Genomic DNA, 25,352 nt, shown 5'->3' with positions numbered 1-25,352 from the left:
CGCGCCGCCTATCCGCGCGGTCAAAGATTCTAGAGGGGATTTCCATGACTACCACCGCCAGCAAGGTCCTCGACCGCGTCCTCGTGCTCGAAATGGTCCGCGTGACCGAGGCCGCCGCGGTTGCCGCGTCGACGCTGGTCGGGCGGGGCGACGAGAAAGCCGCCGATGCCGCTGCGGTCGAGGCGATGCGCGCTGCGCTCAACGAACTGTACATGGACGGCACCGTGGTGATCGGCGAAGGCGAGCGCGACGAGGCGCCGATGCTCTACATCGGCGAGAAGGTCGGGTCGGCGATCGGTAAGGGGCCGAAGATCGACATCGCGCTCGACCCGCTCGAGGGCACGACGATCTGCGCCACCGCGGGCCCCAATTCGCTCGCCGTGCTGGCGATCGCGGAAGAAGGCGGGCTGCTCAACGCGCCCGACGTCTATATGGAAAAGATCGCGGTCGGCCCGGGCTATCCCGACGGCATCATCGACCTCGACAAAAGCCCGACCGAGAACATCAAGGCCGTTGCCGCGGCGAAGGGTGTCGACCCCTCGCAGATCATCGCGTGCGTGCTCGACCGGCCGCGCCATGAAAAGCTCATCGCCGAATTGCGCGGGCTTGGCGTCGGCATCATGCTGATCGGTGACGGCGATGTCGCCGGCGTGATCGCGACGACCAATCCCGATACCACGATCGACATCTATATGGGGTCGGGCGGTGCGCCGGAGGGTGTGCTTGCCGCCGCCGCGCTGCGCTGCGTCGGCGGTCAGTTCAAGGGCCGGCTGATCTTCCGCAACGATGACGAGCGCGCCCGCGCCGCGAAATGGGGCGTGACCGATCTCGACAAGCAGTACGACCTGACCGAACTGGCCAAGGGCGATTGCATCTTCGCCGCGACCGGCGTGACCGACGGGTCGCTGCTCGCCGGGGTCAAGCGCAAGGGCGGCAAGATGACCACCGAGAGCGTGGTGATGCGCGCCAGCTCCGGCACGGTGCGCTGGGTGAAGGGCGAACACCGGATCTGACGGCGGCGCGTAATCCGCTCAATTGACAGAGAATAGCCGTGCGCCTTTAGTTGTCACTCACATCTGGGGTGATGCATATGCGGATTCGCGGTTTCCTTTCGATCGCGGCGGCATCGGCCGCCATCATTGCGCCGCTTGCCCCGGCGCGACCGCAGGCCTCGCCCGCTGCTGCCCCCATGGTACAATCGGCCTTCACTTTCGAGGAAGTGATGATCCCGATGCGCGACGGGGCGAAGCTGCAGACCGTGATCCTGCGCCCGCGCGATGCCACGGCACCATTGCCGATCCTGCTGCAGCGGACGCCCTATGGCGTGCCCGATGTCGCGCCCGCGACCGTGCCGGGCAGTTACGCTGCGCTGATGCAGGACGGTTATATCTTTGTCGCCCAATCGATGCGCGGACGTTACAAATCGGACGGCGTGTTCACGCTGTCGACCGCCGTCCATCCGAAGAACAGTAAAGCGACCGATGAGGCGACCGACGCCTATGACACGATCGACTGGCTGGTGAAGAATCTGAAGGGCAATAACGGCAAGGTCGGGATGTGGGGCGTGTCCTATCCCGGCTTCGCCGCCGCCGTTGCGCTGGCCAAGCCGCATCCGGCGCTGAAGGCGGTCAGTCCGCAGGCGGCGTGGATCGATTATTGGCAGAATGACGATCTGCATCGCAACGGCGCGTTGCGGCTGAGCTATGCGACCGACTGGGTCGGGTCGTTGCAACTGAGCAAGACCAACGATGTCGGACCCGAATACGACACGCTCGACACCTATGACTGGTTCCTGCGCATGGGCACCGCCGAGGGCATCGACAAGGCGCAATTCAAGGGCCGCTCGCCGATGTTCACGGCGCTGCTCGACCATCCCAATCACGACAGTTTCTACACCAACCAGCGCTGGACCGATTCGCTCGGCAAGACGGTCGTGCCGACGCTCAATGTCGCGGGTTATTGGGATCAGGAGGATCCGTGGGGGTCGTGGCAAATCTATGCGCGGCAAAAGCAGAACGACCCCGATCACCTGGCGCAGATGGTCGCCGGCCCCTGGGCGCATGGCGGGTGGCAGGGCAATACCTCGATGATCGGCCGCGTGCCGCTCGGCGGCGATAGCGGCAAGGATTTCCGCGACACGATCCAGGCGCCGTTCTTCGCCTATTGGCTGCACGGCAAAGGGCAGCGCCCGAATTTCGAGATGAAGAGCTTCCAGTCGGGATCGAACGCCTGGAAGGAATATAAGAGCTGGCCGCCGGCCGAGGCCAAGGCGACCGATCTCTACCTTCATGCCGACGGCTCGCTGTCCTTCACCGCGCCCGCCGCCGGGGAGGCGTGTCGCGATTATTTGTCCGACCCGGCCAATCCGGTGCCGTTCCGTCCACGCCCGATCTCGAAAACCTATCCCCGCCCCGAATGGCGCTGGTGGGAAGCCGAGGACCAGCGCTTCGTCGACCATCGCCCCGATGTGCTGAGTTATGTCAGCGCGCCGTTATCTGAGAATCTGACGGTGACCGGCAATATCGTCGCGCAATTGATGGCCGCGACCACCGGCACAGACAGCGATTTCGTGGTCAAGCTGATCGATGTGCTGCCTGACGATTATGCGCCGTTCGACAATAGCGCGCCGCTTGGCGCCTATACGCAGCAACTGGGCGGTTATCAGCTGCCGATCGCGATGGAGGTAAGGCGCGGCCGGTTCCTCGCCAGCGGCACCGATCCCAAGCCGCTGGTGCCGGGCAAGGTGACGGCATGGGATGTGCCGCTCAAGGACCACGACCATGTCTTCCTCAAAGGGCACCGGTTGATGGTGCAGATCCAGTCGAGCTGGTTCCCGGTGATCGACCGCAACCCGCAAAGTTTCGTGCCCAACATCGCGCGCGCGAAACCGGGCGATTTCGTCAAGGCGACGCAGAGTGTGTGTACGGGATCGAAGGTGGTGCTGCCGGTGATCAAGTAAATTCCTCCCCCGGGAACCGGGGGAAGGGGACCATGAGCCGAAGCGAATGGTGGAGGGGGCCGGGCCGCAAGTGCTGCGCTCGTGGAGAGCGCCCCGTCCACCACCCGCTGAAGAAGCGGGCGGTTCCCCTCCCCGTGCCGGGAGGATCAAGATTTAAGCCGATACCCGGTCTTGAAAATCCACCCGATCGCGCCGAGGCACAGGATCATGAACAGCGCGGTCACGCCCAGGCTGATACCGACGCTGACATCGCCCTTGTCGAAGAAGCTCCAGCGGAATCCGCTGACCAGATAGACCACCGGGTTGAACAGGCTGACCGTCTGCCAGGGCTGGGGCAGCATGCTGATCGAATAGAAGGCGCCGCCAAGGAAGGTCAGCGGCGTGATCAGCAGAGCGGGCACGAAGTTCAGTTGTTCGAACCCCTTGGCCCAGACGCCGATGATGAAGCCGAACAGGCTGAACGTCACGCTGGTCAACACCAGGAACGCGAGCATTGCGAACGGATGCGCGATCGGCAGCGGCACGAACAGCATCGCGGTGAGCAGGATGATCAGGCCGAGGATCACCGACTTGGTCGCCGCCGCGCCGACATAACCCAGCACCATCTCCATCGCCGACACGGGTGCCGAGAGCAGCTCATACATCGTCCCGGTGAATTTGGGGAAATAGATGCCGATCGACGCATTGGAGATGCTCTGCGTCAGCAGCGACATCATGATCAGGCCCGGCACGATGAAACTGCCATAGCCGACCCCGTCGACGGTCTGCATGCGGCTGCCGATCGCGCCGCCGAATACGACGAAATAGAGCGACGTGGTGATCACCGGCGTGACCAGGCTTTGCCACAAGGTGCGCAACGAGCGCGCCATTTCGAAGCGATAGATCGCCCACACGCCATGTGCATTGAAGCTATGCCCGTTCATGCCGCAACCCCTTCGGCCTGACCCTGGGCAACAAGGTCGACGAAAATATCCTCGAGCGACGATTTGCTCGTCTCCAGGTCCTTGAAGCCGATGCCAAGCTCGGCGAGCTTGCGCAGCAGCGACGGAATCCCGGTGCGCTCGGCCTGTGCGTCGAACACGTAACGCAAGGTCTTGCCCTCATCCTCCAGCTCGAGGTGCCATTCCTCCAGTTCGGCGGGGATGGTGTTCATCGGATCCTGCAGCGAAATCAGCATCTCGCGCTTGCCCAGCCGTTTCATCAGCTCGGCCTTGCGTTCGACCAGGATCAATTTGCCCTTGTCAATCACCCCGACCCGATCGGCCATCTCCTCGGCTTCTTCGATATAATGGGTGGTCAGGATGATCGTCGTGCCCTTGTCGCGCAGCCGGTGGATCAGTTTCCACATGTCGCGGCGCAGCGAGACATCGACGCCGGCGGTCGGCTCGTCGAGGAACAGGATATCGGGCTCGTGGCTCAGCGCCTTGGCGATCAGCACGCGGCGCTTCATGCCGCCGGACAATTCCCGGATCTTCGCGTCGCGCTTGTCCCATAAGGACAGGTCGCGCAGCACTTGCTCGATATAGGCGTCGTTTCCGGACCGGCCGAACAGGCGGCGGCTGAACCTGACCGTGGCCAGCACGGTTTCGAACATGTCGACCGACAATTCCTGCGGCACCAGCCCAACCAGCCGGCGCGCGGCGCGAAATTCGCTAATCGCGTCATGACCCATCACGGTGATGGTACCGGTCGAGGGCGTGACGATGCCGCAGATGATGCTGATCAGCGTCGTCTTGCCCGCGCCATTGGGCCCGAGCAGCGCGAAGATCTCGCCCTTGGCGATGTCGAGGTCGACCGAATGCAGCGCGGTCGTCCCCGACCCATAGGTCTTGGATACGCCGCTGACGGAAAGAATGGTGTTCACTAGGCCCCCTTCAGGATGGGCCTTAGGTAGGGCGCGGCATGCCGGGCTTCAATCGGGTCCATCGCTTTTTGAAAGACGATGCCGTTCCGCCTTCCCCGCATTTTCATACCAAGCGGTCAGCCTGTTTGAAAATTCGCGGCACCGCAAAATGCGCCTTCAGCGCATTTTCAAAAACAGAGAAGACTCTCAGCTTTTCTCGCGCGCCGCCTTGACCGCCTTTTCCAGTTCGTCGAGCGGCAGCGCGGCCGATACGACCTTGTTGCCGATCACCCAGCTTGGCGTGCCGTTCATGCCGAGTTGCTGCGCGATGCCGCGGTTGGCCGCAATCTCCGCCTCCGCACGAGGCGCCATCGCGGCCGCTTTGGTCATGTCGAGACCGGCCTGTTTGGCCGCCGCCGCCATGCTCTGCGGCGTCAGCGGGCCACCGGCATAAAGCGCGTCGTGCAGGACCTTGAACTTGCCTTGCGCGGCGGCGGCCAGGCTCAGCTTTGCCGCGACGACGCTTTCCTCGCTGAGAATCGGCAGTTCGCGGAATACCACTTTCACATTCGGATCGCGTTCGATCAGCTGCGCGATGGTCGGCAGGCTGGCGCGGCAATAGCCGCAATTATAATCGAAATATTCGACCAGCGTGACGTCGCCCTTGGGGTTGCCGATCCATGCGCCGTCAAAGGGTTCGAGGATCGCCTTGCGGTTCGCGGCGATCGTCTTGCCCATTTCGCGATCGCGTAGCCGGTCCATCGCCTCCGGGATGATCTCCGGATGAGCCAGCACATAGTCGCGCACCACCGCCTCGACTCGCGCCGTATCGGCCGCGCCGAGCGACCCCGGCGCGGCACGCTGCCAGCCCCACATCGCCGCCGCGCCGATCAGCGCGGCAAGCAGGGCGGCGCCGGCGATGGCCAGGCGATTTCCGGCCAGTCTATTTCCAGTCAGTCTATTTTCGGTCGGGCGATCAATCATCGGCGATTTTGCTTTTCCAGATCGGCCGAGATCATCGGCGCTTAAATTTCTTCGGATTTTCATCGATGTCGTTCTGCGCGGTCATCGCGATGTCCTGCGCACGAATCCAGTCGATGCTGTTGGGGGTAAGGCCCGCCATGGCGCCGCGCGCGGTATAAGCGGCGATCGGCGAATTGCCGTTCATGCTCGCCTGTTCGGCGGTCGCCAGCATCGCGCGGGGCTGGTCGCCGGTGCGATCATAGACCGTGCCGAGCTGATACCAGGCGAACGGGTTCTGGTCGTCGCGCGCGACCGCCTGACGCAGCACTTTCACCGCCTCGGGATAATTGGCCTTGTCGTCGGTCGCGATCAGCGCATGGCCGAAGGTGGTGGCGATCAACGGCGAATTGTCCGACCGGTTGGTTGCCTCGCGCAGCGGCGCCAGCGCTTCGGCCGGCTTGCCCGCCTCAAGCAGGATCTGACCCCTTATCTCCAGGAAATAGGGATCGTGCGGATCCGCCTTGAGCAGCGCCGCCGATTCGGCATCGGCTTTTTCCGGGTACCCCGCCTTATGCCAGGCATAGGCACGGGCATAATGCGCGTAGACGCTCTGGTCGGTTTCCGGGAAGATATTCATCGTCGTCTTGGGATCGGCGACATAACCACGCAGCTTGGCCTTGACGCGCTTGAACCGTTCTTCCAGCGGCAGGTCCGGCTTGGCGGTCCAGGCCGGCCCCATTTGCAGGTCGTGCGTCAGGTTGGCGACGCGTTGCCCGCTCAGCGGATGGCTTTGCGCATAGGGGTCGATATTGCCCATGCCGTAAGCATATTCTTCGTTCTGCAGCTTCTTGAAGAAACTGATCATGCCGCGGCCGCTGATCCCCGCCGCGTTGAGATACTTCGCGCCGGCCGCGTCGGCGGTCGATTCCTGCACTCGGGTGAAGGACAGGAACTTGCCCATCGCCGCTTGCTGGCCGGCCTGCATGATGCCCATCCCGGCTTCGCCCGCGCCAGCCGCGATCGCCGCCAGGCCAAGGACCATGCTCAGGATCGATATGCCCATCGCGGGCCGTGCGCCGTCGCTTTGCAACACGACATGGCCGTCCGCGATATGACCGAGTTCATGCGCGATCACGCCTTGCACTTCATTGGCGTTGTCGGCCGCCTGGATCAGGCCCGAATGGACATAGACGGTCTGCCCGCCGGCGACGAAGGCGTTGATAGAATCGTCGTTGATCAGCACGACGCGGACGTTGCGCGGGCTCAGGCCGGCGGCGATGATCAACGGCCGCGACATGTCGTTGAACATCGCCTCGGTTTCCGCATCGCGCAGAATCGACTGTGCATAAGCGGGTTGCGCCCAGAGCAGGATGGAGGCCGCCAGACCAGCGATGAAACGCTTCATGCCCGACATATCGACACTTCTTCCGGTTGTGGCAACGGGGAAGGGCGGGGTGTGGTCTGGTGGGGGTGAATATGGGGTGAAGGGGAGGTGTGGTGTGATCATGTCCTCAGTCCCCTCACCTTCCCACGCTGCGCGCGGGCCCCCTTCCTCTCCCATAGGGGGAGAGGAGATTTAGGAATCGCGCTTCCTAATTCCCTCTCCCCTTGTGGGAGAGGGAGGGAGGAGCGAAGCGACGGAAGGGAGAGGGGGACTATCGGCGATCAAGACACAACCGCGCGGCCAACAAGGAAACGGCGGCAAAGGCATATCGCCTTCACCGCCGCTAACTGATCCTCTCGCCCTAAAGCGAACCAGGCTTACGCCCCGAAGGTGCGCTGCCACCAGCCACGACGCGTCGAACCGGCCTCGCCGGGATCGGCATCATTGGCCGCATCGTCCGGGCCTGTTGCCGCATCGGCAGGGGCCGCACCGTCTAGTCCGTCAGCGAGCGGGATGGCCCGCATATCGGATTCATCGGGTTGCGCCGCTTCGGCTGCCGCTCCGGCCTTTTTCCGCGGGGCACGCCGCTTCGGCTTGGCCGCCGGTTCCTCGGCAACCGGTTCGGGAACCGGTGCCGCGGGCGGGGTTTCGACCGTGACCGCGGCTGCCTTGGGCTTGCGCGCCCGCTTCGGCTTGGCCGGTGCTTCGGCCTCGGCTTCAGCGACCGGCGCTTCGACCGGGGTCTCGGCGACAATCACCGGTGCCTCGGCGGCATCGCGCGCCTTGGGACGGCGACGACCCTTTTTCGGCGCTTCGACCGGCTCGGCTTCGGCCACTAGCTCTTCGGCCGGCTCTTCGGCTGATACAGAGTCGGGGGCCTCGTCGGTGGCGATCACGTCGCCTGCCTCGTTGGTCCGCTCACCCTCGGTGCGACGACCGCCGCGACGGCCCCGGCGTCCGCGACGACGACGGCCTTCGCCGTCGCCGGCGGGCGCGTCGCCCATCGCTTCGACATCACCGGTCTCGGTTGTTGCTTCGGCGTCCTCAAGGGCATCCTCGGCATCGTCTTCCGCGGCGACACGTGCAGCCTCGGCATCGCCCTCTGGCGTGCCATCGCTCTCGGGCCGGTTGCGACCGCGACGCCCGCGGCGGCGGCGACGGCGGCGCGAGCTGCCTTCATCGTCGCTCGAGCGTTCGGTCCGCTCGCCGCGCTCACGCGGTTCGCGTGCCTGGCGCGGCGCTTCGGCTTCTTCCTCTTCGACCTCGTCGATCTCGTCCTCGATATCCTCGGGGATATCATCGTCGAGATCCTCGATCGGCGCGTCGAAGCGCGGGGCATGGGCCGGCGGCGGTCCGGAGACCTCCACCGCCATGCGTGCGCCTTCCTGTTCGCCGTCCGGCGCGACTTCGATCTTCACGCCGTAGCGATCCTCGATCTCGGCCAGTTCCGCGCGCTTGCGGTTGAGCAGGTAGAAGGCCGCTTCCATGCTCGCGCGCAACGTGACTTCGGAACCGCGGCCGCGTGCCGCCTCATCCTCAATCATGCGCAGCGCCGACAGGCCCGACGACGATGCGGTACGGACCAGACCGGTGCCTTCGCAATGCGGGCACTGGCGGGTCGATGCTTCGAGCACGCCGGTGCGCAGGCGCTGGCGGCTCATTTCCATCAGGCCGAAGCTCGAGATGCGGCCGACCTGGATGCGGGCGCGATCGTTCTTCAACGCCTCCTTCATCGCCTTCTCGACCTTGCGGACGTTGGAGCCGTTGTCCATGTCGATAAAGTCGATCACGACCAGGCCAGCCATGTCGCGCAGGCGCAACTGGCGTGCGATTTCCTGCGTCGCTTCGAGGTTGGTCGCGGTCGCGGTCTGCTCGATCGAATGCTCGCGCGTCGACCGGCCGGAGTTGATGTCGATCGACACCAGAGCCTCGGTCGGGTTGATCACCAGATAGCCGCCCGATTTCAGCTGCACCACCGGATGGTACATCGCGCCAAGCTGATCCTCGACATGCGCGCGCTGGAACAGCGGCACGGGGTCGGAATAATGCTTCACCTTGCGCGCATGGCTCGGCATCAGCAGCTTCATGAAGTCCTTGGCGTGACGATAGCCGTCCTCGCCTTCGACGATCACCTCGTCGATCTCGCGGTTATAGATGTCGCGGATCGCGCGCTTGATCAGGTCGCTGTCGCCATAGACCAGCGCCGGCGCCGATGATTGCAGCGTCGTGTCGCGGATCCCATCCCACAGCCGGGCGAGATAATCGAAGTCGCGCTTGATCTCGACCTTGGTACGCTGCAGGCCGGCGGTGCGCACGATGCAGCCCATCGACGGCGGCAGCTTCATGTCCGCCATGATCGACTTCAAACGCTTGCGGTCGCCCGCGTTCGAAATCTTGCGGCTGATCCCGCCGCCATGCGACGTGTTGGGCATCAGCACGCAATAGCGGCCGGCAAGCGATAAATAGGTGGTCAGCGCCGCACCCTTGTTGCCGCGCTCCTCCTTGACGACCTGGACCAGCAGCACCTGACGACGGCGGATCACGTCCTGGATCTTGTAGCGGCGGCGCAGATTCATGCGGCGTTCGCGCAAATCGTCGACCGCGTCGTCGGATGCGCTGCGCTTGCGACGGCCGCGCGAACGGCCGCCCTCTTCGGCCGCCACTTCGGCGCCGACGCCGCCATCATCCTCGAAACGCTCTACCGTATCTTCGTCGATCTCGCTTTCGTGATCATGGTCGTGATCGCCATGGTCATGTTCGTCGTCATAATCGTCGCCGTGCAGCTCGTCCTGGGCATCCAGTTCGGCGCGAAGTGCTGCTTCCTCGGCGGCATGCTCCGCCTCTTCGCGCAGCAGCGCGTCACGGTCTTCCTTGGGGATCTGGTAATAATCGGGATGGATTTCGCTGAACGCCAGGAAACCATGACGATTGCCGCCATAATCGATGAACGCCGCCTGCAGCGACGGTTCAACCCGGGTAACCTTGGCTAGATAGATATTCCCTTTGAGCTGCTTGCGCTCGGCGGACTCGAAATCAAACTCCTCGATCCGGTTCCCTTTGACGACCGCCACACGGGTTTCTTCCCGGTGGCGTGCGTCGATCAGCATACGCGTGGTCATTGACTATTCTCCGGGCGCGCGGTCCGGGATGCAGCTGGTAAAGGCTGGGCCGGGATGGCCGCGCGCGATTGTAATGGCCGTCCTGCCCGGCGGAAACGCCGCCTGGCCTGAACGTGCCGCTGTTGTCGAAATGTGCCTCTGCTCGCAGCGCACGCCCGGGCGCATGGCCCGTGGCACCTGACACGCCCACAAACCCGCCGGTCGGAACCGGTCGGTGGGGGCGGGAAAGGAAATGCGTCATTGCGAACTTCAACCTGGAAGGGCCGCGCCCAGAGAGGGGCGGCCAAGTAGACCGGATTGGGCGCGAACTTATGCGCTTGCCGGTGCAATTTCGCATCTAGCACCGGTCGTTGCGCGCAGCAACCGGCACGTTCGGGCCGGCTGTCCGGCAATATCGTGCCCAACGACGCGTTAACCCCGTCGCTTCACCGTGTTGGAAGGGGCGGTGGTTTAGCCAAGCGATAGTCATTGTTGTTCGAATGGGACCCCCCGCCCATGTATTTTCGCTGGACCGCGCCACTATCGGCGCGGCATTACGCTCGTGTGTCCTTCTTCCTGACCCTTCTGGCATGCTGGCTTGCCGGCACCCCCAGCTGGGCGGCGTCGGTGGAGCGTGTCGAGGTCAAGCACGACCGGATCGTGGTTAAGTTCGATGCGGCGGTGGTCGATGCGTCGATGTTCATGCTCGCCGGACCCAATCGTATCGCGCTCGACATCACCGGTGCGACCCCGGGTGGCCGGACGGATGCCGGCGGACCGATCCGCGCGGTGCGTCAGGCTGCGCGCGGCGAGCAGGGCGCGCGGGTCGTTTTCGATCTCTCGCAGCCGGCGATCGTCACGGAGGGGAGCTTCGCGAGCGACGGCCGTGAACTGACGCTGGAGTTGCGCACGGTCGACGATGCGAGCTTCGCACGCGCGGCCGCGGAAGGACGGATGAGCTTTCTGCCGCCGTTCAGCAACTTCACCGCCGCTGCCGCGCCGCGCCGCTACGAACTCTCTATCCCCGTGCCCAAGCCAAGCAAGACGATGCTGCTGCCGACCGTCTATGGCGACGACAGCCGGCCGCTGGTGGTGATCGATGCCGGCCATGGCGGGGTCGATCCCGGCGCTATCTCGCCCGATAGCGGGTTGCGCGAAAAGGATGTGACCCTGCGCATCGCCCGGGCGATCCGTGACGAATTGCTGCGCTCGGGACGAGTGCGCGTTGCGCTCACGCGTGACGACGACCGCTTCCTGATCTTGCAGGAACGCTATGGTATCGCGCGCAAGCTGAAGGCGAATTTGTTCATCTCGATCCATTGCGACAGCGTCGGCGCGGGCCTGGCCAGCGGCGCATCGGTCTACACCTTGTCCGAAGTCGCCTCCGACAAGGAATCGGCGCGGCTTGCGGCGCGCGAGAACAAGGCCGACATCATCTCGGGCGTGAACCTTGGCGATACGACGACCGACATCTCGTCGATCCTGATCGACCTGACGCAGCGCGAGACGATGAACAGTTCGGCGAGCTTCGCCCGCTTGCTCGGCCGCGAAGCGCAGCCGCTGATTCCGGTCAAGGCGAACTTCCACCGCATGGCATCGCTGGTCGTGCTCAAGGCGCCGGACATGCCGTCGATCCTGTTCGAGACAGGCTATATCTCCAACCCCAGCGATGCCGCGTTCATCGATTCGCCCGATGGCCGCAAGCGCATCGCGCAAAGCGTACGGCGTGCGGTCGAGGTCCATTTCGCGCGGCGGCTGGCGTCCAACTGAGTCTTCCCGTCAAGGGCGGGAAACGCGCCCTCCTCCCCGGCGAATCCCGCAAGATGAACGGCGCTGCGCGTGCCGGCAAAATTTGCGACACTTTATTCGCATCGCTGGCACATCCGCGCGACACATGAGTTTCATAACCCCTTTCAGGCCAACGAGATCGGCCGAGTAAAAGGAGTGAGGGTTATGAAGAAAATCGCCATTTTGATCGCGAGCCTCGGCTTTGCCGCAACCGCGCTGCCCGTCGCCGCCACCGCCGCCCCTTATCCGCAGGCCCATGGCCAGGGTCAGTGGCAGAACATCAATCAGCGCCAGGCAAACCTGTACAACCGGATCGATCAGGGCATCCGCTCCGGTGCGCTTAACCGGGTCGAAGCAAGCCGGCTGAAGGCGCAGTTTCGTCAACTCACCAATCTGGAGGCGCAGTATCGCCGCAGCCGCCCCGGCCTGACCATCGCCGAGCGCCGCGATCTCGATCGCCGCTTCGATGCGCTGAGCCAGCGGATCAAGATCCAGAAGCACGACCGTCAGGGCCGCCGCTACTAAGCGCCGGACACTGACAAGACCGGACGGCCCCGCCAGCGATGGCGGGGCCGTTCTTCTTTGCACGGGCGGAAGAAGAACAGTGCTTCGACCAGCTCAGCACGAACGGGGAGGGGGTAGCGCGGATGGCGCGAATCAGTGCAGTGGTTTGCCCGAATCTTTCCAGCGATCGAGGATTTGCGAATCTCCCGGCAACGCAGTCGGCGCGGCGGCCGGAACGTAACCGCCGGTCGGCATGCCGCTCTGCGCATAGGCCGGTTGGATCGACGCTGGCGCGGTACGCGGCGCAGGCGGCACCGCCGCGGCGGCGGCCAGCGTGACGGCGTGAATCTCGGCGCGCGGATGCGGGCCGGGTAGCGGTTCGCCGCCGCGATAGACCTGACGGAACGCGCCGGGCGTGCCCCAATAACCCTGCCAGCGATGGAAGAAATGCGCGCCGATCGCGGCGGTCATCACCAGGCTGCGGTTCCACGACGGGGTCACCGCATAAGTATGGTAATGCGTCGCCATGCCGACCGGGGCAAAGACGCCGCCGTTGAGCGCCTGGGCGGCGACGCGCATCGCGCGGTTCCAATAGGCCTTGGACGGTATACGCGCCATCGATCCGTCACAGGCATAGCTGAACTGGCATCCGGTGGTGCGTTCCGACCCCTGATAGATCACGCCGCACACCGTCGCCGGAAAGGCCGGATGGCGCACGCGGTTGAGGATCACCTGCGCGACCGCCTGCTGCCCCGCATCGGGTTCGCTCGCCGCTTCGTAATAGATCGCTGCGGTCAGGCATTGCAGCGCGCGGCCGCGATCGGTCGCGCTGGCGAAGCGCATCGAAAAGGGTGCGGCGGCCTGGACCGAAGTATCGGCGGCAAGCGTCGCGGCCTCGGGCGGCAAAGGCAGGTCGGGCAGCGCAGCGGTGCCGGTCGTGCCCTTGGCGGGCGCGGCGTTCTCATCGGCGACATAGAGATAAGCGGCGCCGGGGAAATGATCCTCGGCCTCATAGCCGGCCGGGCGTGGCGCGACCGTCACCGGCGGCGCGCTTTGCTCGACGATCGCGCGGATCGCCGCATGCGCCGAGACGCCGGCAAAGATCAACGCGACGATCCCGACGATGCCGAGCTTGCCGAGCCGCCGCATCCGCAACCAGTTGGTGATCATCTCCAGCGTCAAGCAGCGCGCCTTTGGGCCAATATCGACTCACATCGAGTTCGATCGCGCCCGCATAGCGCACAGGCCCTTAACAGGCTGCCCCCGATTTCGCGCCGTCCCGCGGCGAAACACTTGATGGTTAAGGTAATTCTTCGACGAAGGCGCGCGCCGTCGAGCGCGTCAGTCGCGCTTCTTGCGCGACCGGTTGGCGTAGAGCAGCGCCGCCGCCAGTGCGGCCGAACCGACGCCGATGCTGATCGGCAGGATCGGCCAGTTGCCGCCGTCCTCGCGCGCCTCGACGCTCGCATCCGCCGCCTCGCGCGCGCGCTTCGCCTCGCGCGCCGCGGCTTCGATCTCGTTCATCTCGGGTACGCTGTCGTCACTCACGCCATCATCCTTCACGTCGTCGGTCTTCTCGCCCAATCTTCATTGGCCAATCTTCACTGACCCTTGTTCATATAACCCGTCCTGAACGCATCGGCGAAGGTCTTGAGCCGTCCCTCGACGATCGCCGCGCGCAAATCGGCCATCAGCGCCTGGTAGAAATACAGGTTATGCTCGGTCATCAGCATTGCGCCAAGCATTTCGCCCGCGCGCACCAGATGATGGAGATAGGCGCGGCTCCAGGTCGCGCAGACCGGGCAGGCGCAGGCCGGGTCGAGCGGGCCGCTATCCTCGCCGAATTTCGCGTTGCGGATGTTGATCGGCCCGGCCCGCGTGAACGCCTGGCCGGTGCGGCCCGAGCGGGTCGGCAGCACGCAGTCGAACATGTCGATGCCGCGTTCGACCGCGCCGACGATATCGTCGGGCTTGCCCACGCCCATCAGATAGCGTGGTTTGTCTTCGGGCAATTGCCCCGGCGCGAAGTCGAGGCAGGCGAACATCGCTTCCTGCCCCTCGCCGACCGCAAGGCCGCCGACCGCATAGCCGTCGAAACCGATCTCGATCAGCGCGCCGGCGCTCTCGCCGCGCAGCCGGGGGTCGAGCGCGCCTTGCTGGATACCGAACAGCGCCGCGCCCTCGGCATGCTCGCCGCCCGCATCGAACGCGGCGCGGCTGCGCTTCGCCCAGCGCATCGAACGCGCCATCGCTGCCGCCTGCACTTCGCGCGTCGAAGTGGTCGGAACCAGTTCGTCGAACGCCATGACGATGTCGGAGCCGAGCAGCCGCTGGATCTCGATCGAGCGTTCCGGGCTGAGCGTATGGCGCGTGCCGTCGAGATGGCTTTTGAAGGTCACGCCATCCTCCGACCGGGTGGTCAGGTCGGACAGGCTCATCACCTGATAGCCGCCCGAATCGGTCAGGATCGGCCGGTCCCAGCCCATGAAACCGTGCAGGCCGCCGAGCCGTGCGACGCGCTCCGCGCCGGGCCGCAACATCAGATGATAGGTATTGCCGAGGATGATATCGGCGCCGCTTGCACGTACATCGCCGGGCTTCATCCCCTTGACCGTCGCGGCGGTGCCGACCGGCATGAAAGCGGGCGTGCGAATCGTGCCGCGCCGCATCGCGACCTCGCCGCTACGCGCCTTGCCGTCGGTGGCGTGGATGGTGAAGTCGAAACGGGGTTTAGTCATCGGGAGAAAATCGTTCCAAAAGGGTCGTGAACAGCGCATCGGCGGCGGCCCTGGCGCGGTCGTCGGCGCGGTCTTCGCGCTGACGGCCGGATGCCAGTTCATATTCGGTTTCGATGAACGCGGCGATCTCGACTGGAATGACCGCTGCGCCCAGTTCGCGGGTCTCTGCCTTGCGCGCAATGAGATCGGCGACAATCGCCGCGACATCGGCGGGCGGATCGCTTTCGGCCATCAGCGTGGGAAAGTGCATCGGCGGCAAGGCCTGGTCGTGCAACCGGCTCCAGCGCAGCGCTGCCGCCGGGCGCAGCGCGTAGAATAATTTCTTGCCCGATGTGACGCCCTCGCCATGCCGGGCCCATTGTTGCAGCCCAAGATGCAGATAATGGCTCTGCACCGCCTCGCTCGGCATATGGTCGTTCGCGAACGCGTCGAGCGCATCGCGGAACACCGGGTCGCCGCGATAGACGATTGGCGAGCGCAGCCACTCGACCGCAACCGCATTGCCTTTGACCATCAGCCGCAGCGCCTTGGCGAGATCCCAGCCATTGACGTCGAGCACGGGGTCGAGCGGCGTTTCGATCACGTCGCGCTTTGGCCACAGCGCGAGATAATCGCGCCGTCGCCGGACATAGATGAAGCGACAATCATAATCGCTATCGGGCGAAGCGAATCCCCAGGCGCGGCTGCCGCTTTCAACGACCAGCGGCAGCGCGACATGTTCATCGCGCGCGACCGCATCGAGCCGCGCGTCGATCGCGGTCACCACCGCCGGGTCGAAGCTGTCCGGGATAGCGCGCATCGGTCAGGCGGTCGGCACGGGGTTGCGATGCCGGCCCAGCACCAGGTCGAGCACCTCACCCGGCGTTTCGAACATCGCATCCGGTGACAGGCGGGCCAGGGCGACGCGGTTGGCGTAACCCCACATCACCGCGCCGGAACCGATCCCGGCCTTGCGCGCGGCGGTGATGTCGCGGGTTTCGTCACCGATCGAGAAGACCTGATCGGCGGGCAGCTTCGCGCGACGCAGCACCCGGCGATAGCGCCGTGCCTTGCCGAACAGCGACGCGCCGCATTCGAAATGCTCGATCCGGTCAGTGATCTCGCGTCCGAGAATGGCGCAGGCATTGGCTTGCGAATTGGATGTCACCAGCGCCAGCCGGACGCCGCTCGCGGCAAGTGTCTCGATCATCGCCGCGACGCCGTCGAACAGCGAAATGCGGTCGATCTGCGTTGCGAGCAGCGCATGGACATAGCGCCCGATCGCCGGAAGCCGCCAGCGCGGCACTCGGAGGTAGCGGATCACTTCGCGGCTCGATTGTCCGCGCAGCATCTCGACCTCTTCGGGTCGGACGCGGCGAAAATGGAAGCGGTCGGCCAGTTGGTCGGAGATCGACAGGAACCAGTCGCCGCTGTCCGCGAGCGTACCGTCGAAATCCAGGATCACCATCTTGTAACGCGGCACGGGCATCAGGCTCGATACCGCCACCATGCCCGGCTCGCAATCGGGCCCGTCCATGATGCCGGTCACGCGGTCATGGCTTGCCGCCGCGTTTGCCCCGGCCGACCGGATCACGCAGGCCCGATTTGATCGTCAGCAGCTCGGCGCGTGTCGCCACACCGTCCTTGTCGACATCGAAGCGCGCGAACAACCGGGCGAACTGGTCCTGCATCTCAGGCAGCGTGATGCGGTCGTCATGATCGGCATCGACCGAGAAGGGGCTGGGCAGGGCGTTGCGGTCGCCGAGCCATTTCAGCGCCCAGTCGCTATAAGCGATGTAGCCGATCGATCCGGTTCCGGCGCCTTCGGTGGCGGCAAAGGATCTGGCGATAAAGGCGCTGAGTTCGGCCGCCGTGACGCGCGCATCGCCATTGGCGTCGCACGCGGCGATCAACAGCGCGACCGGCTCGGCGACGATCGTCGCGGCCGGCTGGCCAGTGCTGGAGCCGGGGCCGGGCGGGGCGATGCCGATCGGTTGCGCCTGTTGTGCCGAGGCCGGGACGGTGGCGCCGATCAGCAGGCAGGCAAGCAGTAAGGAAGCGGGCGGCAGGCGGCGCATCTTGGTCCTTTCACGGCTGGCTGGGCCGATGGCCATGGCAGCGATAGCCGGTTTGTTGGTGATCGCGATAGCGCGTTCGCACGCGCGGCATGCACGAGGGTAAGTATCGCGGATTGCGCCTTGTTCGTCAGTATAGAACCAAGATGGCTCGTGTTGCGGTGGACAAATAGTCGGCGCGATCGCAGAAATTCGCCGGCATCGAAAATAGTCGCATGGTCGACTCGGTCGCTGTCACCTGGTGGGGCAAGACATGATGTATGATTTCTTTATCAATTCTGGCCGGCAACTGTCGCGAATGGCGATTCCAGCCATGCTTCTAGGTACCGTGGTGTTGAGTGGCTGCAGTCGATCCGACGCCACGGACGACGTGAAGCCCAGCGCAACCGCAACCGCGCCGGCGTTCAGCGCGACCGTGCCGACCGATATCGCCAATCCCGCCGATCCGCAGCAGGCGGCGCAATTCGCCTGGCAGGAGTTCATCGCGCTGACCTGGCCGGCAAAGGTCAATCCAGCGGTCCCGTCATCGGGGTATTTCCGTGGCCAGCCATCACCGACCGATGTGTCGGGCGCGACCGGGCCGGGCGGCGTCACGGTGTGGGAGACCTTCTATCACCGCAATGAGCTCTACCCGACCTATGCGACCGGCGGCGGCAACATATTGCCCGATCCGAATGCCGCGCCAGCCTATCAATATGGCGCAGCGACGACCATCACCAAGGCGACGCCGCAGACCAGCCTCACCTTGTTCAACAACCTTGACGAGGCGAGCGAGATCACGCTGGCCAACATGTATCATACGCCGTTTGCGGTCGCCGCGGATGCGCTGAGCAAATCCTTTCCTAATCCGACGCCGGCGCAACAGCAGCAGATCCTCGATGCGCAGACCAAGGCGAGCCTGGTCTATGAGGCCAAGGGCAATCCGGTCATCTTCAATTACCTGAAGACGACGCAGTTCAACAATGCGGCGACGCGGCGCAAGGCCAAGGCGCAGGCGATCGCCAAGATCACCAACATGCCGGTGACCGGCACGCCGTTCGAACTGCCGAGCGGGGCGATCGAGATCAAGGCGACCTGGCGGCGTTACGACAGCAAGCTCGACAATCTCAACGCGTTCCATTGGACCAAGGGCATTTACTACACCAAGAATGCGAGTGGCGGGCTGGTCGCGAACAACGACATATTGCTGCTGATCGCGCTGCACATCATCCAGAAGACGCCCAACGTCCCGACCTTCACCTTCGCGACGTTCGAGCATGTCAGCAACGAGGCGAACGGATTCCGCTTCATCAACACCAACCCCCAGGTGGCCGGGCCGGCCGGTTACCCGCGCGCGCTGCCCGATCCGGGCGTGATTACCGCGGCGCGGCAATTCCCCATTCCGGGTGCGGGCAGCCCGTTCAACCTGGTCGCCTATAACCAGGCGATGCAGGCGCAGGTTCGCAGCCTGTTCGGGGCGACCAATGTCTGGGCCAATTATCAGCTGATCGGCGTCCAGGCGGTGGTGCAGAACGATCCCGGCGGGCCGGTGCCGGCGCAGCAATTCTTTCTGTCGAACTTCGCCACCGAGACCAACGACACGTTGCAATTCTTCCAGGGCGGCCTGGGCGGCCCGAGCCAGAATGTGCCGGGGCCGAACACCGCGCATGTCGCCAAGCTGCAGGGCGGCAAATATGTCGGCTTTACCGCCGGCGGCTGCCTTGGTTGCCATGGTTCGCAGGGCCAGTTCCAGGGCGGCGATTTCAGCGTGATCGCGGCCACCGGCAACGCCTTCATCCCCGAACCCGTGCGCCCTTATCCGGGTGGCCCGGTCGTGCCGCAGAACCCGGCCGGCTTCCCCCTACCACACTGACCCTGCCGCACTGACCCTGCCGCACTGACCACTCGCTACCGACCGATGCAAACCCGCGCTTGAGCGCAATCGAGCAAGAAAAGGAGATCCAGCATGACGATCACGATCAGCAACTATGCCGACCTTCAGAAGAACCTGTCGGCGCTCGTCGCGGCGAACGGATTGACGCCTGCGCTCGCGCCGCACGGCGTGTTCTATGAGGACCTGGACTATAATCAGTTCATTACCCAGGACATGCCCGGCGTGCCCGGGTTCAAGATCGTCGAGGTCGGCAATGCCGCCGCGTCGAACATCGTCATGGCGCTGTCGGGCACGGCGGGCAGCGCGTTCGATCCCAACACCGGATCGATCGGCCCGATGCCCCAGCCGTCGCCACCCTATAATACCGACACGCCGACCCAGGCCGACATCATCGCCGCGCTGACGGTGTGGATCAACGACGGCTGCCCCAACAGCCAGGCGGATACGGCAGTCCAATCAAAAACCTGCTAAGTTCAGCAACGGGTGCGGCCGGTCGAGGTTTGCGCGCTGTCCTGTTTTTACCTGTTATGCGGAATAATTTTTTCTGGCTGTCATGCCGGCAATCGACCCGGAATTCATGGCCTGTATTCAGTAACTTGATGGCTGTTCACCTGTTATTGAGTAACAGCACGATAACAGCACGATAACAGCACGATAACAGCACGATAACAGGTGATAACAGGACCGGCGTCACCTGTTCCGGCTGGAATAGGCGGGGAGACCCGATTTTTCGCAATCATTTCAGAGAGCCGGGCATGTCAAAGAGCCGGGCATGTCAAAGAGCCGGGACGGGATTCAGCGGAATATTCGCCCGATTCCATGCTGGCACAGGTGACGTTGGTGTTGAATCGCTTGCCGCCGCTCAACCTTTGGGCGTGACCCACACCTCGACCGGTGCGACGAACTTGCCCGGCGCGGGCTTGCCGACATGGACGCGGTCGGCGGTGACGAGCTCGCCGGTTTCGAGATTGAACGAGGCCCAGGGCTTGGGCATGCGCCCGAAGGTCATGCGCTGGATAGGTTGTCCGGTGGACGTATTCATGATGGTGGCGATGATGCTCATCGCGTGCCGATAGCGGGGCCGGGGCGGCGGCGTCCAGACGATGCGGCGGGTTTTTTCGCGGTCGTGATTCCGCGGCTGACCGGGTTCACGACAACTGGCTTGCGCCGCTATCGTGCGGGATCGCCAGTCGGCGTTGGGGCCGGCGCTGGAGCCGGCGTTGGCGCAGGCATCGGCCTGAACGCCAGGTCGACCGGGCGCATGACGCCGTCCGGCCTGATCCTGACACGGAGCAGCCCTTGCTGCTTGCGGTCGGCCAGCTGCCGCGACAGTTCGAGTGCCCGGGCCTGCGACGCGTACAAGATGCCGCTGTCCAGCCCGCGCACTTCCTGACGCGTGCCAAGCGCGGCCCGGACGATGATGGCGCATCCTTGTCCGACCGGTTCTCCCGCCCGTCGCGGCACGGTATCGACGGCCCGTACGCTGGTGATGTTCGGCGCGACGCCCTCGATGCACAATCCGCCCAGATAATAATCCATGACTATCGTGGGCGCGCCGTCGCGTCGCTTTGGTGAAGCGGCGACCGGCCAGTCGTAGCGATAGGTAATGTAATGCCCGCGCAGCAAGTCGCGCGGATCATAGCCCTGGATCGGGATGAGCCATTCCTGTCCCTGTTGCGCAAGCCGATAGGTACTCGCCCAGCTATAGGCGAATGCAGCCAATGGCAGGGCAAGCGCCGCCGCGAGCCAGAGGCGATTCGACACGGCCTTGATCATGCCTCGGCCTCCCGTCGCGGCGCATAACGCCGCGAGATCCTCACGCTTGCCCAGGCGACGAGCATCGCGAAGAGCCCGGAGGCGATGAGGCTGACGCCGCTCCCCAGCAAATCATCGCTGAGTTCGAACGACAGGATGATGATCCGCACCGCGATCACCCCGATGGCGCACTGGAACACCCAACGCCAGCCGGCATAAAGCGCACCACCGGCCACCGCGCCCCATAGCGCGAGGAAGAGGAGCGCCGGGATCCACGGATCGTCGACCGCGCCGCGAAAATCCCGCACCATCGCCATGACGAAATGAAGCACCGCCCCGACACACAGAATGGCGGCGCTGGCCTCCCCGGTTCGGGTGCGCCGCACGAGGTAGATCATGCCCGCCGCGCCAGCCAGGAACAGGCTCTGGATGACGCTGCTGCCCGTGACGTAATCCGTCTGGCCGCTCCACCCGCGCGTGATGAAAATAATGCTCAGTGCGATCAGGATCGTGACGATCGCCACTTGTTCGAGCAGGCGCCAGAATATCGGCCGGGTGCTGTGGCCGCGCATGACCGCCGCCAATGCCGCGACGATCATCGGCGGGCTGGCGATCAGACCCCAGTACAGGACTGGATAAGGCAGTTGCTCGCCGCCGCGACCATCCAGCAGCCATAAATGGCCATAGTCATCGGCGTGCGACCATGCGGTGCCGAGCACGCCGGCCATCCACAGCCCGGCAACCGGCCAGCCCCGCCCGAACGACAGCAGCAAGGGCGAGAAGATGGCGAGCCAGACGAGCAATGGCTGCCACAAGGGAGAGCTGGTTTGATAGACTTGCCCGATATGCGCGAAGAAGGTCAGCCCCAGCACCGCGGCGACGAACAACATGGCGTCGCCGACATAGTCGCTTTCGCCCGATGCTTTCGACAGCCGCCACCAGAGCAAGGCGGCAACCCCGGCCATCAGCGCGAAGTGAAGCCCAAGCCGCACCTCGCCGGGGATCGCATCCCAGTTGGAGGCCACGACGGACACGATCCCCAGGCCGATCGCCAGCGCGCCGAGCCCGACCATGGCCCACACCCCAAGGGGCCGCGTATGCGTGCTTTCCCATGCCTGGATCCGCGCGGCGGTATCGGCGTCGATCAGACCCGCCTGTTGCCACGCCTTGAGTTTCCGCTCCGACATAGCCCCCCGGTCAAATAGTCAGGATGCAGACTAGCCGCGTGGGAGCGCATGACAATCGAATTGTCTTGGGCGGGCTATAGTGGTGATGCGGCCATTCAGGTGACCGAGGCTCAAAATTCTGACGGCTGAATTGGTCGACTGGCACCGCAATTCCGGGTTCGCCCGGTTGTCGATGCAACCGGATCGCAGTGATGCTGGACATGTCAAAGAGCGGTCGGCGGTGTTCGAGTGGCGATGAGGGCTTAGCGGCGAGCGGGGCGGGTTTGAATCGGCGGCGCCTTCACGGTCCGAGCCGCAGCGATCCGGTGCGCCGCGATTTCGACCCGAATTCCCATAGCCACGGGAATGATTACGGGAGAATGTTTTTTGGGACGTTTTACGGGAAACTACGGGAAAAACCGCGGGAAAACCGGCGTGACCGCACGGGAAGTTTGCGGGGCGCTTACGGGAAACACGGGAAGTTTTCGGCGAATTCATGATTGGCTCGATTCAGGGGGTGTTGATTCAATCAATTGGTCGAATGGGTTTTATCCGTACCGTGAGAACGGCGCGGTAGAGCGTGAATGACGGCACCAGAGAGAGATTTGAATCGGACCGGACCTTTACCGGCGGCGGCCGGTGCGGTTTCACGCCGCTAAATCGTCAGCCATGGCGGCCTTTGGGTCGGTACATTGCGTGACTGCCCTGCACGGCGTGTCGGTGCGGGGCTTGCGCTCGGACCCTGCGATGGTCAGCCTTGGTTACGACCGCCTTGCGCCTCACGCTCGCCGTTCAGCTTGCCGATCGGCGCGCCCGAAAGCGGCCGTCCGTTCACGCATCCGCCTCCGCGCCATACGACCGGCTATGGGACGAAGCCGTCGTTCGTCACGCGCTCAGCGAACGGCAGCTTCGTCCAAAAGCGGTCGACCCGGCGGGCAAACTAGCTCACGGCTCGATGCGCAATTCTTGGTTGGTTTACGGCCCGTCCGCTTTTCGCCGTCGGGAGCTTAAAGCAGACGGGCCGATCAAATCCTCCCTATCGGTGGGAGATCGCGTTTAGGATCGCCTGTTCGACCGGGGAATAGTCTCCGTCCTCCCGGCACAGAGAGATGGGCTCGCGCGGCATCAATGGCGGTTGGGCCATGAATCGCGGCGCTGTTCCCCGATGCCGTTGCGCAGCGTGTACGAGAAAAGGATGGCACAAATATACCGTGCCAGCTTTACCCAGCGCTAGTTTCTCTCGCCGATGTGCCGAGCCGGCGAACCCATCGGCGGCAAGGTCGCGAAGGGTCAGGCCAGCTTCGCCTGCCGGCGCGAGTTGCCTGGCGATGTCAGCGTGCGAGCCGACACGAATGCGGGTCGGCGCATCATCGACGCCAACATCCGAAAACAAGAACAGCATCAGCAAGGCTCGTCCCTTGCTGCACACGTTGGCGCGCCACTCCATGAAGTCCGGGTGTTCATAACCGTAACTGACGTCGATGTGCCAGCCATCGTCGCCGGCCGCGTCCTCGTGGGGAAAGCGGACTGGAAAGGTGCCAAGGCTGTCGCGAGGACGCCAGCGGCCAACTCCGATGAGCTGGTCGAAAGCCCCGCGCAGCTTCGGCGTATTCGCTGCCTCCCGGAACGGGGCTTGGCCGAACTGGTCCAGGCGCACGACCGGCCGGGTCCATGATGAACAATCATCAGGGTCGCAACCGGTGGCTTTCCACAAGATCGCGCGCGCTTGCTCTGCGATATGCTCGCTGAAGGCCTCATCGATACGGATGAAGCCGTCCCGCACGAACGAGACAATGTCATCTGCGCTGAGCGCAGGATCTGATTGGTTTCGCATAATGTTTCTCAAAAAGGCGTGGGTCATCGGGCGGCATAACCGCCGAGTGAGCGGAAACCGGCCCGCTTAGATCAGCGGGGAAGCGGACGCGCGATTGAGAGTGATGAATTTCATGCGGTCATCATAATGCGATGTGAAGTTGGCGCAACTACGGACTGGCAGGCTTCACGACGCTCGAACGCCGGCTCATGTCAAATATGGACGCGCTTTCCAGCACGGGCGAACGTCGCGAGTTGGTCGACTCCAGCCAGGCGGGCCGCGGCCGCGTGGACCCACAAAACGACATTCGCGAGCGCGTGAGCGCTTCCAACACCGGACGTTGGTTCAGGTGCTGCTTCATGGCTGAAGCTGGGCCGTTAAGAACGGCGGCTTCGAAGCGGGAGAAGGCAGGTAGCGGACATTTGTTCGGCTACTCGCGTTCCGCTGCGGGTCATCGTCGCTGTTGCGTTCGAACCCCATTCAACCCTTCTCCGCCTTCAAGTTGCGGCATGACTTATTAATGAAGAACATAGCGGGAACAGCGCTCAACCTCTTGGTTTCATTCCACCTTCAGCGAAATATTTCCGCACTTCCGCGGCGGAAAGTCTCGCGCCATCCTACGGGCCGCGAGATGCCTGCATTCGACGACCGAAAAGCTACAGGCCAAATCTCCCAAAGCTAGCCATTCGAGCCTTCAGGCAGCCAGATGACGAACGGCAGCTTTTAGAATCGGCCGATTGATGAAACGGACATTCCCGTCGTGCATCAATTGCGGTCGGCACAGCCGGATTTGTCTGCGGCCAGTCTCCCGGGCTGCCCTTGTTACCACGCCGTGCAGCGGAAGAAGCGAACCACGTCCTTTCCCAAATTGGCAAAGGCGTGGGTCTGCGCGCTGTCGAACACATGGCTTGCCGCGCTCACCTCGACCGTCCCCGCTTCGAGTTCCAGCGTCAGTCGCCCCTCGACCACGAAGATCATCACGTGCCACCCAACGGGGTCCGCTACGGCCTGATAGCGTTCGGCCGGCTCCAATCGCCATTCCCACAGTTCGACCTCCCGCCTTGTATCGATGCTCCACCGCAACACCGCTTCGCCGCCCTTGTCTCCGCTCCAACCAACCCGGTCGATCCGGGCACTCCGCGCTGCCAGGGGGTCCGCGACCAGCTCGGAGAGCGTGGCACCCAGGGCGATTCCGATCCGGTCGAGCGTCGCCGTGCTGACGCTGGTCGCGCCATTTTCGATTCCCCCCACCATGCGCAGGCTGACGCCGGAGGCGTCCGCCAAGCCTTTCTGGCTCAGGCCAGCGGCGATGCGGCGCGCTCGTACATTGGCCGCGACATGGGTGAGGAAGGATGGCGTAACTTGACTAGGCAAAATATTGCCTCCAATAAATAAGGCAATATTTTGCGTATCG

22 protein-coding genes are annotated in these 25,352 nt (G+C 64.1%); 6 read left to right on the top strand and 16 right to left on the bottom strand.

The features are described from left to right. The first annotated feature begins 44 nt into the window (after positions 1-44). The gene (gene glpX, locus G4G27_RS14265) at positions 45-1,013 is read left to right on the top strand and encodes a class II fructose-bisphosphatase (RefSeq protein ID WP_183109272.1); all 969 of its coding nucleotides are present in this window, start codon (positions 45-47) and stop codon (positions 1,011-1,013) included. 77 nt (positions 1,014-1,090) lie between these two features. Next, positions 1,091-2,959 (top strand): CocE/NonD family hydrolase, encoded by a 1,869-nt coding sequence (locus G4G27_RS14260; protein ID WP_183109271.1) that lies wholly within the window; start codon positions 1,091-1,093, stop codon positions 2,957-2,959. Positions 2,960-3,105: 146 nt separating this feature from the next. Here G4G27_RS14260 and G4G27_RS14255 read toward each other — a convergent pair whose 3' ends face one another. From G4G27_RS14255 to G4G27_RS14235, 5 genes are all read right to left on the bottom strand, one after another. Continuing rightward, positions 3,106-3,882: an ABC transporter permease gene (locus tag G4G27_RS14255; protein WP_183109270.1), complete on the bottom strand. Its 777-nt coding sequence runs from the start codon at positions 3,880-3,882 to the stop codon at positions 3,106-3,108. Further along, positions 3,879-4,823, bottom strand: coding sequence for an ABC transporter ATP-binding protein (locus tag G4G27_RS14250; protein WP_183109269.1), 945 nt, complete (start codon positions 4,821-4,823; stop codon positions 3,879-3,881). Before G4G27_RS14250 ends, G4G27_RS14255 begins: the two co-directional genes overlap by 4 nt. Positions 4,824-5,009: 186 nt before the next feature. Next, positions 5,010-5,678 (bottom strand): DsbA family protein, encoded by a 669-nt coding sequence (locus G4G27_RS14245; protein ID WP_244624713.1) that lies wholly within the window; start codon positions 5,676-5,678, stop codon positions 5,010-5,012. 139 nt (positions 5,679-5,817) lie between these two features. After that, positions 5,818-7,170 carry a M48 family metalloprotease gene (locus G4G27_RS14240; protein ID WP_183113807.1) on the bottom strand — a complete coding sequence of 451 codons (1,353 nt, stop codon included), beginning with the start codon at positions 7,168-7,170 and terminating at the stop codon, positions 5,818-5,820. A gap of 356 nt (positions 7,171-7,526) precedes the next feature. Next, entirely contained in the window at positions 7,527-10,256 is a 2,730-nt protein-coding gene (locus G4G27_RS14235; protein WP_183113806.1) for a ribonuclease E/G, read from the bottom strand. 507 nt (positions 10,257-10,763) lie between these two features. Here G4G27_RS14235 and G4G27_RS14230 point away from each other — a divergent pair. Both G4G27_RS14230 and G4G27_RS14225 read left to right on the top strand, forming a co-directional pair. Then, positions 10,764-12,017, top strand: coding sequence for an N-acetylmuramoyl-L-alanine amidase (locus G4G27_RS14230; protein ID WP_183109267.1), 1,254 nt, complete (start codon positions 10,764-10,766; stop codon positions 12,015-12,017). Between the two features lie 183 nt (positions 12,018-12,200). Beyond that, positions 12,201-12,560 (top strand): hypothetical protein, encoded by a 360-nt coding sequence (locus G4G27_RS14225; protein ID WP_183109266.1) that lies wholly within the window; start codon positions 12,201-12,203, stop codon positions 12,558-12,560. A 132-nt stretch (positions 12,561-12,692) separates the two neighbouring features. On the opposite strand, the gene G4G27_RS14220 is transcribed toward G4G27_RS14225, so the two are convergent. The 6 genes from G4G27_RS14220 to G4G27_RS14195 form a co-directional block, all read right to left on the bottom strand. Beyond that, on the bottom strand, positions 12,693-13,721 hold the full coding sequence (locus tag G4G27_RS14220; protein WP_244624338.1) for a cell wall hydrolase: 1,029 nt from the start codon (positions 13,719-13,721) through the stop codon (positions 12,693-12,695). Between the two features lie 159 nt (positions 13,722-13,880). Further along, positions 13,881-14,087: a hypothetical protein gene (locus tag G4G27_RS14215; protein ID WP_244624337.1), complete on the bottom strand. Its 207-nt coding sequence runs from the start codon at positions 14,085-14,087 to the stop codon at positions 13,881-13,883. A 53-nt stretch (positions 14,088-14,140) separates the two neighbouring features. After that, positions 14,141-15,277: a tRNA guanosine(34) transglycosylase Tgt gene (gene tgt, locus G4G27_RS14210; protein ID WP_183109265.1), complete on the bottom strand. Its 1,137-nt coding sequence runs from the start codon at positions 15,275-15,277 to the stop codon at positions 14,141-14,143. Beyond that, complete coding sequence (locus G4G27_RS14205) at positions 15,270-16,076, bottom strand: nucleotidyltransferase domain-containing protein (RefSeq protein WP_183109264.1); 807 nt, start codon at positions 16,074-16,076, stop codon at positions 15,270-15,272. Before G4G27_RS14205 ends, tgt begins: the two co-directional genes overlap by 8 nt. 3 nt (positions 16,077-16,079) lie before the next feature. Beyond that, positions 16,080-16,850, bottom strand: a complete 771-nt coding sequence (locus G4G27_RS14200; RefSeq protein ID WP_244624336.1) for an HAD hydrolase-like protein — start codon at positions 16,848-16,850, stop codon at positions 16,080-16,082. Beyond that, positions 16,810-17,334, bottom strand: a complete 525-nt coding sequence (locus tag G4G27_RS14195; RefSeq protein ID WP_183109263.1) for an EF-hand domain-containing protein — start codon at positions 17,332-17,334, stop codon at positions 16,810-16,812. The genes G4G27_RS14200 and G4G27_RS14195 overlap by 41 nt, the downstream gene beginning before the upstream one ends. A 367-nt stretch (positions 17,335-17,701) precedes the next feature. Here G4G27_RS14195 and G4G27_RS14190 point away from each other — a divergent pair, with 367 nt between their 5' ends. Together G4G27_RS14190 and G4G27_RS14185 are read left to right on the top strand one after the other, a co-directional pair. After that, a complete protein-coding gene (locus G4G27_RS14190) occupies positions 17,702-19,183 on the top strand; it encodes a hypothetical protein (protein ID WP_183109262.1) in 1,482 nt (493 codons plus the stop codon). Positions 19,184-19,276: 93 nt separating this feature from the next. Continuing rightward, a complete protein-coding gene (locus G4G27_RS14185) occupies positions 19,277-19,675 on the top strand; it encodes a hypothetical protein (RefSeq protein ID WP_183109261.1) in 399 nt (132 codons plus the stop codon). A 391-nt stretch (positions 19,676-20,066) separates the two neighbouring features. On the opposite strand, the gene G4G27_RS14180 is transcribed toward G4G27_RS14185, so the two are convergent. The 5 genes from G4G27_RS14180 to G4G27_RS14160 all read right to left on the bottom strand — a co-directional run bounded on the left by G4G27_RS14180 (position 20,067) and on the right by G4G27_RS14160 (position 25,312). Beyond that, positions 20,067-20,267, bottom strand: a complete 201-nt coding sequence (locus G4G27_RS14180) for a hypothetical protein (protein WP_183109260.1) — start codon at positions 20,265-20,267, stop codon at positions 20,067-20,069. Between the two features lie 107 nt (positions 20,268-20,374). Continuing rightward, positions 20,375-20,980 carry a GDYXXLXY domain-containing protein gene (locus tag G4G27_RS14175; RefSeq protein WP_183109259.1) on the bottom strand — a complete coding sequence of 202 codons (606 nt, stop codon included), beginning with the start codon at positions 20,978-20,980 and terminating at the stop codon, positions 20,375-20,377. Continuing rightward, entirely contained in the window at positions 20,977-22,146 is a 1,170-nt protein-coding gene (locus tag G4G27_RS14170) for a DUF2157 domain-containing protein (protein ID WP_183109258.1), read from the bottom strand. Before G4G27_RS14170 ends, G4G27_RS14175 begins: the two co-directional genes overlap by 4 nt. Positions 22,147-23,161: 1,015 nt before the next feature. Continuing rightward, positions 23,162-23,986 (bottom strand): phytanoyl-CoA dioxygenase family protein, encoded by an 825-nt coding sequence (locus tag G4G27_RS14165; RefSeq protein ID WP_202049578.1) that lies wholly within the window; start codon positions 23,984-23,986, stop codon positions 23,162-23,164. A gap of 774 nt (positions 23,987-24,760) precedes the next feature. After that, positions 24,761-25,312: an XRE family transcriptional regulator gene (locus G4G27_RS14160; RefSeq protein WP_202049577.1), complete on the bottom strand. Its 552-nt coding sequence runs from the start codon at positions 25,310-25,312 to the stop codon at positions 24,761-24,763. Positions 25,313-25,352: the final 40 nt, after the last annotated feature.

Origin of the sequence: Sphingomonas sp. So64.6b (assembly GCF_014171475.1) — a bacterium.
Lineage (GTDB): Bacteria > Pseudomonadota > Alphaproteobacteria > Sphingomonadales > Sphingomonadaceae > Sphingomonas > Sphingomonas alpina_A.
The sequence above is the reverse complement of the archived record's forward strand: the minus strand, read 5'-3'. Positions and strand labels throughout refer to the sequence as shown.

What these genes read in the sequence shown, in the direction of transcription:
- glpX (WP_183109272.1), top strand. Translation starts at nt 45, where the DNA reads ATGACTACCACCGCCAGCAAGGTCCTCGACCGCGTCCTCGTGCTCGAA.
- G4G27_RS14260 (WP_183109271.1), top strand. Translation starts at nt 1,091, where the DNA reads ATGCGGATTCGCGGTTTCCTTTCGATCGCGGCGGCATCGGCCGCCATC.
- G4G27_RS14255 (WP_183109270.1), bottom strand. Translation starts at nt 3,882, where the DNA reads ATGAACGGGCATAGCTTCAATGCACATGGCGTGTGGGCGATCTATCGC.
- G4G27_RS14245 (WP_244624713.1), bottom strand. Translation starts at nt 5,678, where the DNA reads ATGTGGGGCTGGCAGCGTGCCGCGCCGGGGTCGCTCGGCGCGGCCGAT.
- G4G27_RS14240 (WP_183113807.1), bottom strand. Translation starts at nt 7,170, where the DNA reads ATGAAGCGTTTCATCGCTGGTCTGGCGGCCTCCATCCTGCTCTGGGCG.
- G4G27_RS14235 (WP_183113806.1), bottom strand. Translation starts at nt 10,256, where the DNA reads ATGCTGATCGACGCACGCCACCGGGAAGAAACCCGTGTGGCGGTCGTC.
- G4G27_RS14230 (WP_183109267.1), top strand. Translation starts at nt 10,764, where the DNA reads ATGTATTTTCGCTGGACCGCGCCACTATCGGCGCGGCATTACGCTCGT.
- G4G27_RS14225 (WP_183109266.1), top strand. Translation starts at nt 12,201, where the DNA reads ATGAAGAAAATCGCCATTTTGATCGCGAGCCTCGGCTTTGCCGCAACC.
- tgt (WP_183109265.1), bottom strand. Translation starts at nt 15,277, where the DNA reads ATGACTAAACCCCGTTTCGACTTCACCATCCACGCCACCGACGGCAAG.
- G4G27_RS14205 (WP_183109264.1), bottom strand. Translation starts at nt 16,076, where the DNA reads ATGCGCGCTATCCCGGACAGCTTCGACCCGGCGGTGGTGACCGCGATC.
- G4G27_RS14195 (WP_183109263.1), bottom strand. Translation starts at nt 17,334, where the DNA reads ATGCGCCGCCTGCCGCCCGCTTCCTTACTGCTTGCCTGCCTGCTGATC.
- G4G27_RS14185 (WP_183109261.1), top strand. Translation starts at nt 19,277, where the DNA reads ATGACGATCACGATCAGCAACTATGCCGACCTTCAGAAGAACCTGTCG.
- G4G27_RS14180 (WP_183109260.1), bottom strand. Translation starts at nt 20,267, where the DNA reads ATGAGCATCATCGCCACCATCATGAATACGTCCACCGGACAACCTATC.
- G4G27_RS14175 (WP_183109259.1), bottom strand. Translation starts at nt 20,980, where the DNA reads ATGATCAAGGCCGTGTCGAATCGCCTCTGGCTCGCGGCGGCGCTTGCC.
- G4G27_RS14170 (WP_183109258.1), bottom strand. Translation starts at nt 22,146, where the DNA reads ATGTCGGAGCGGAAACTCAAGGCGTGGCAACAGGCGGGTCTGATCGAC.
- G4G27_RS14165 (WP_202049578.1), bottom strand. Translation starts at nt 23,986, where the DNA reads ATGACCCACGCCTTTTTGAGAAACATTATGCGAAACCAATCAGATCCT.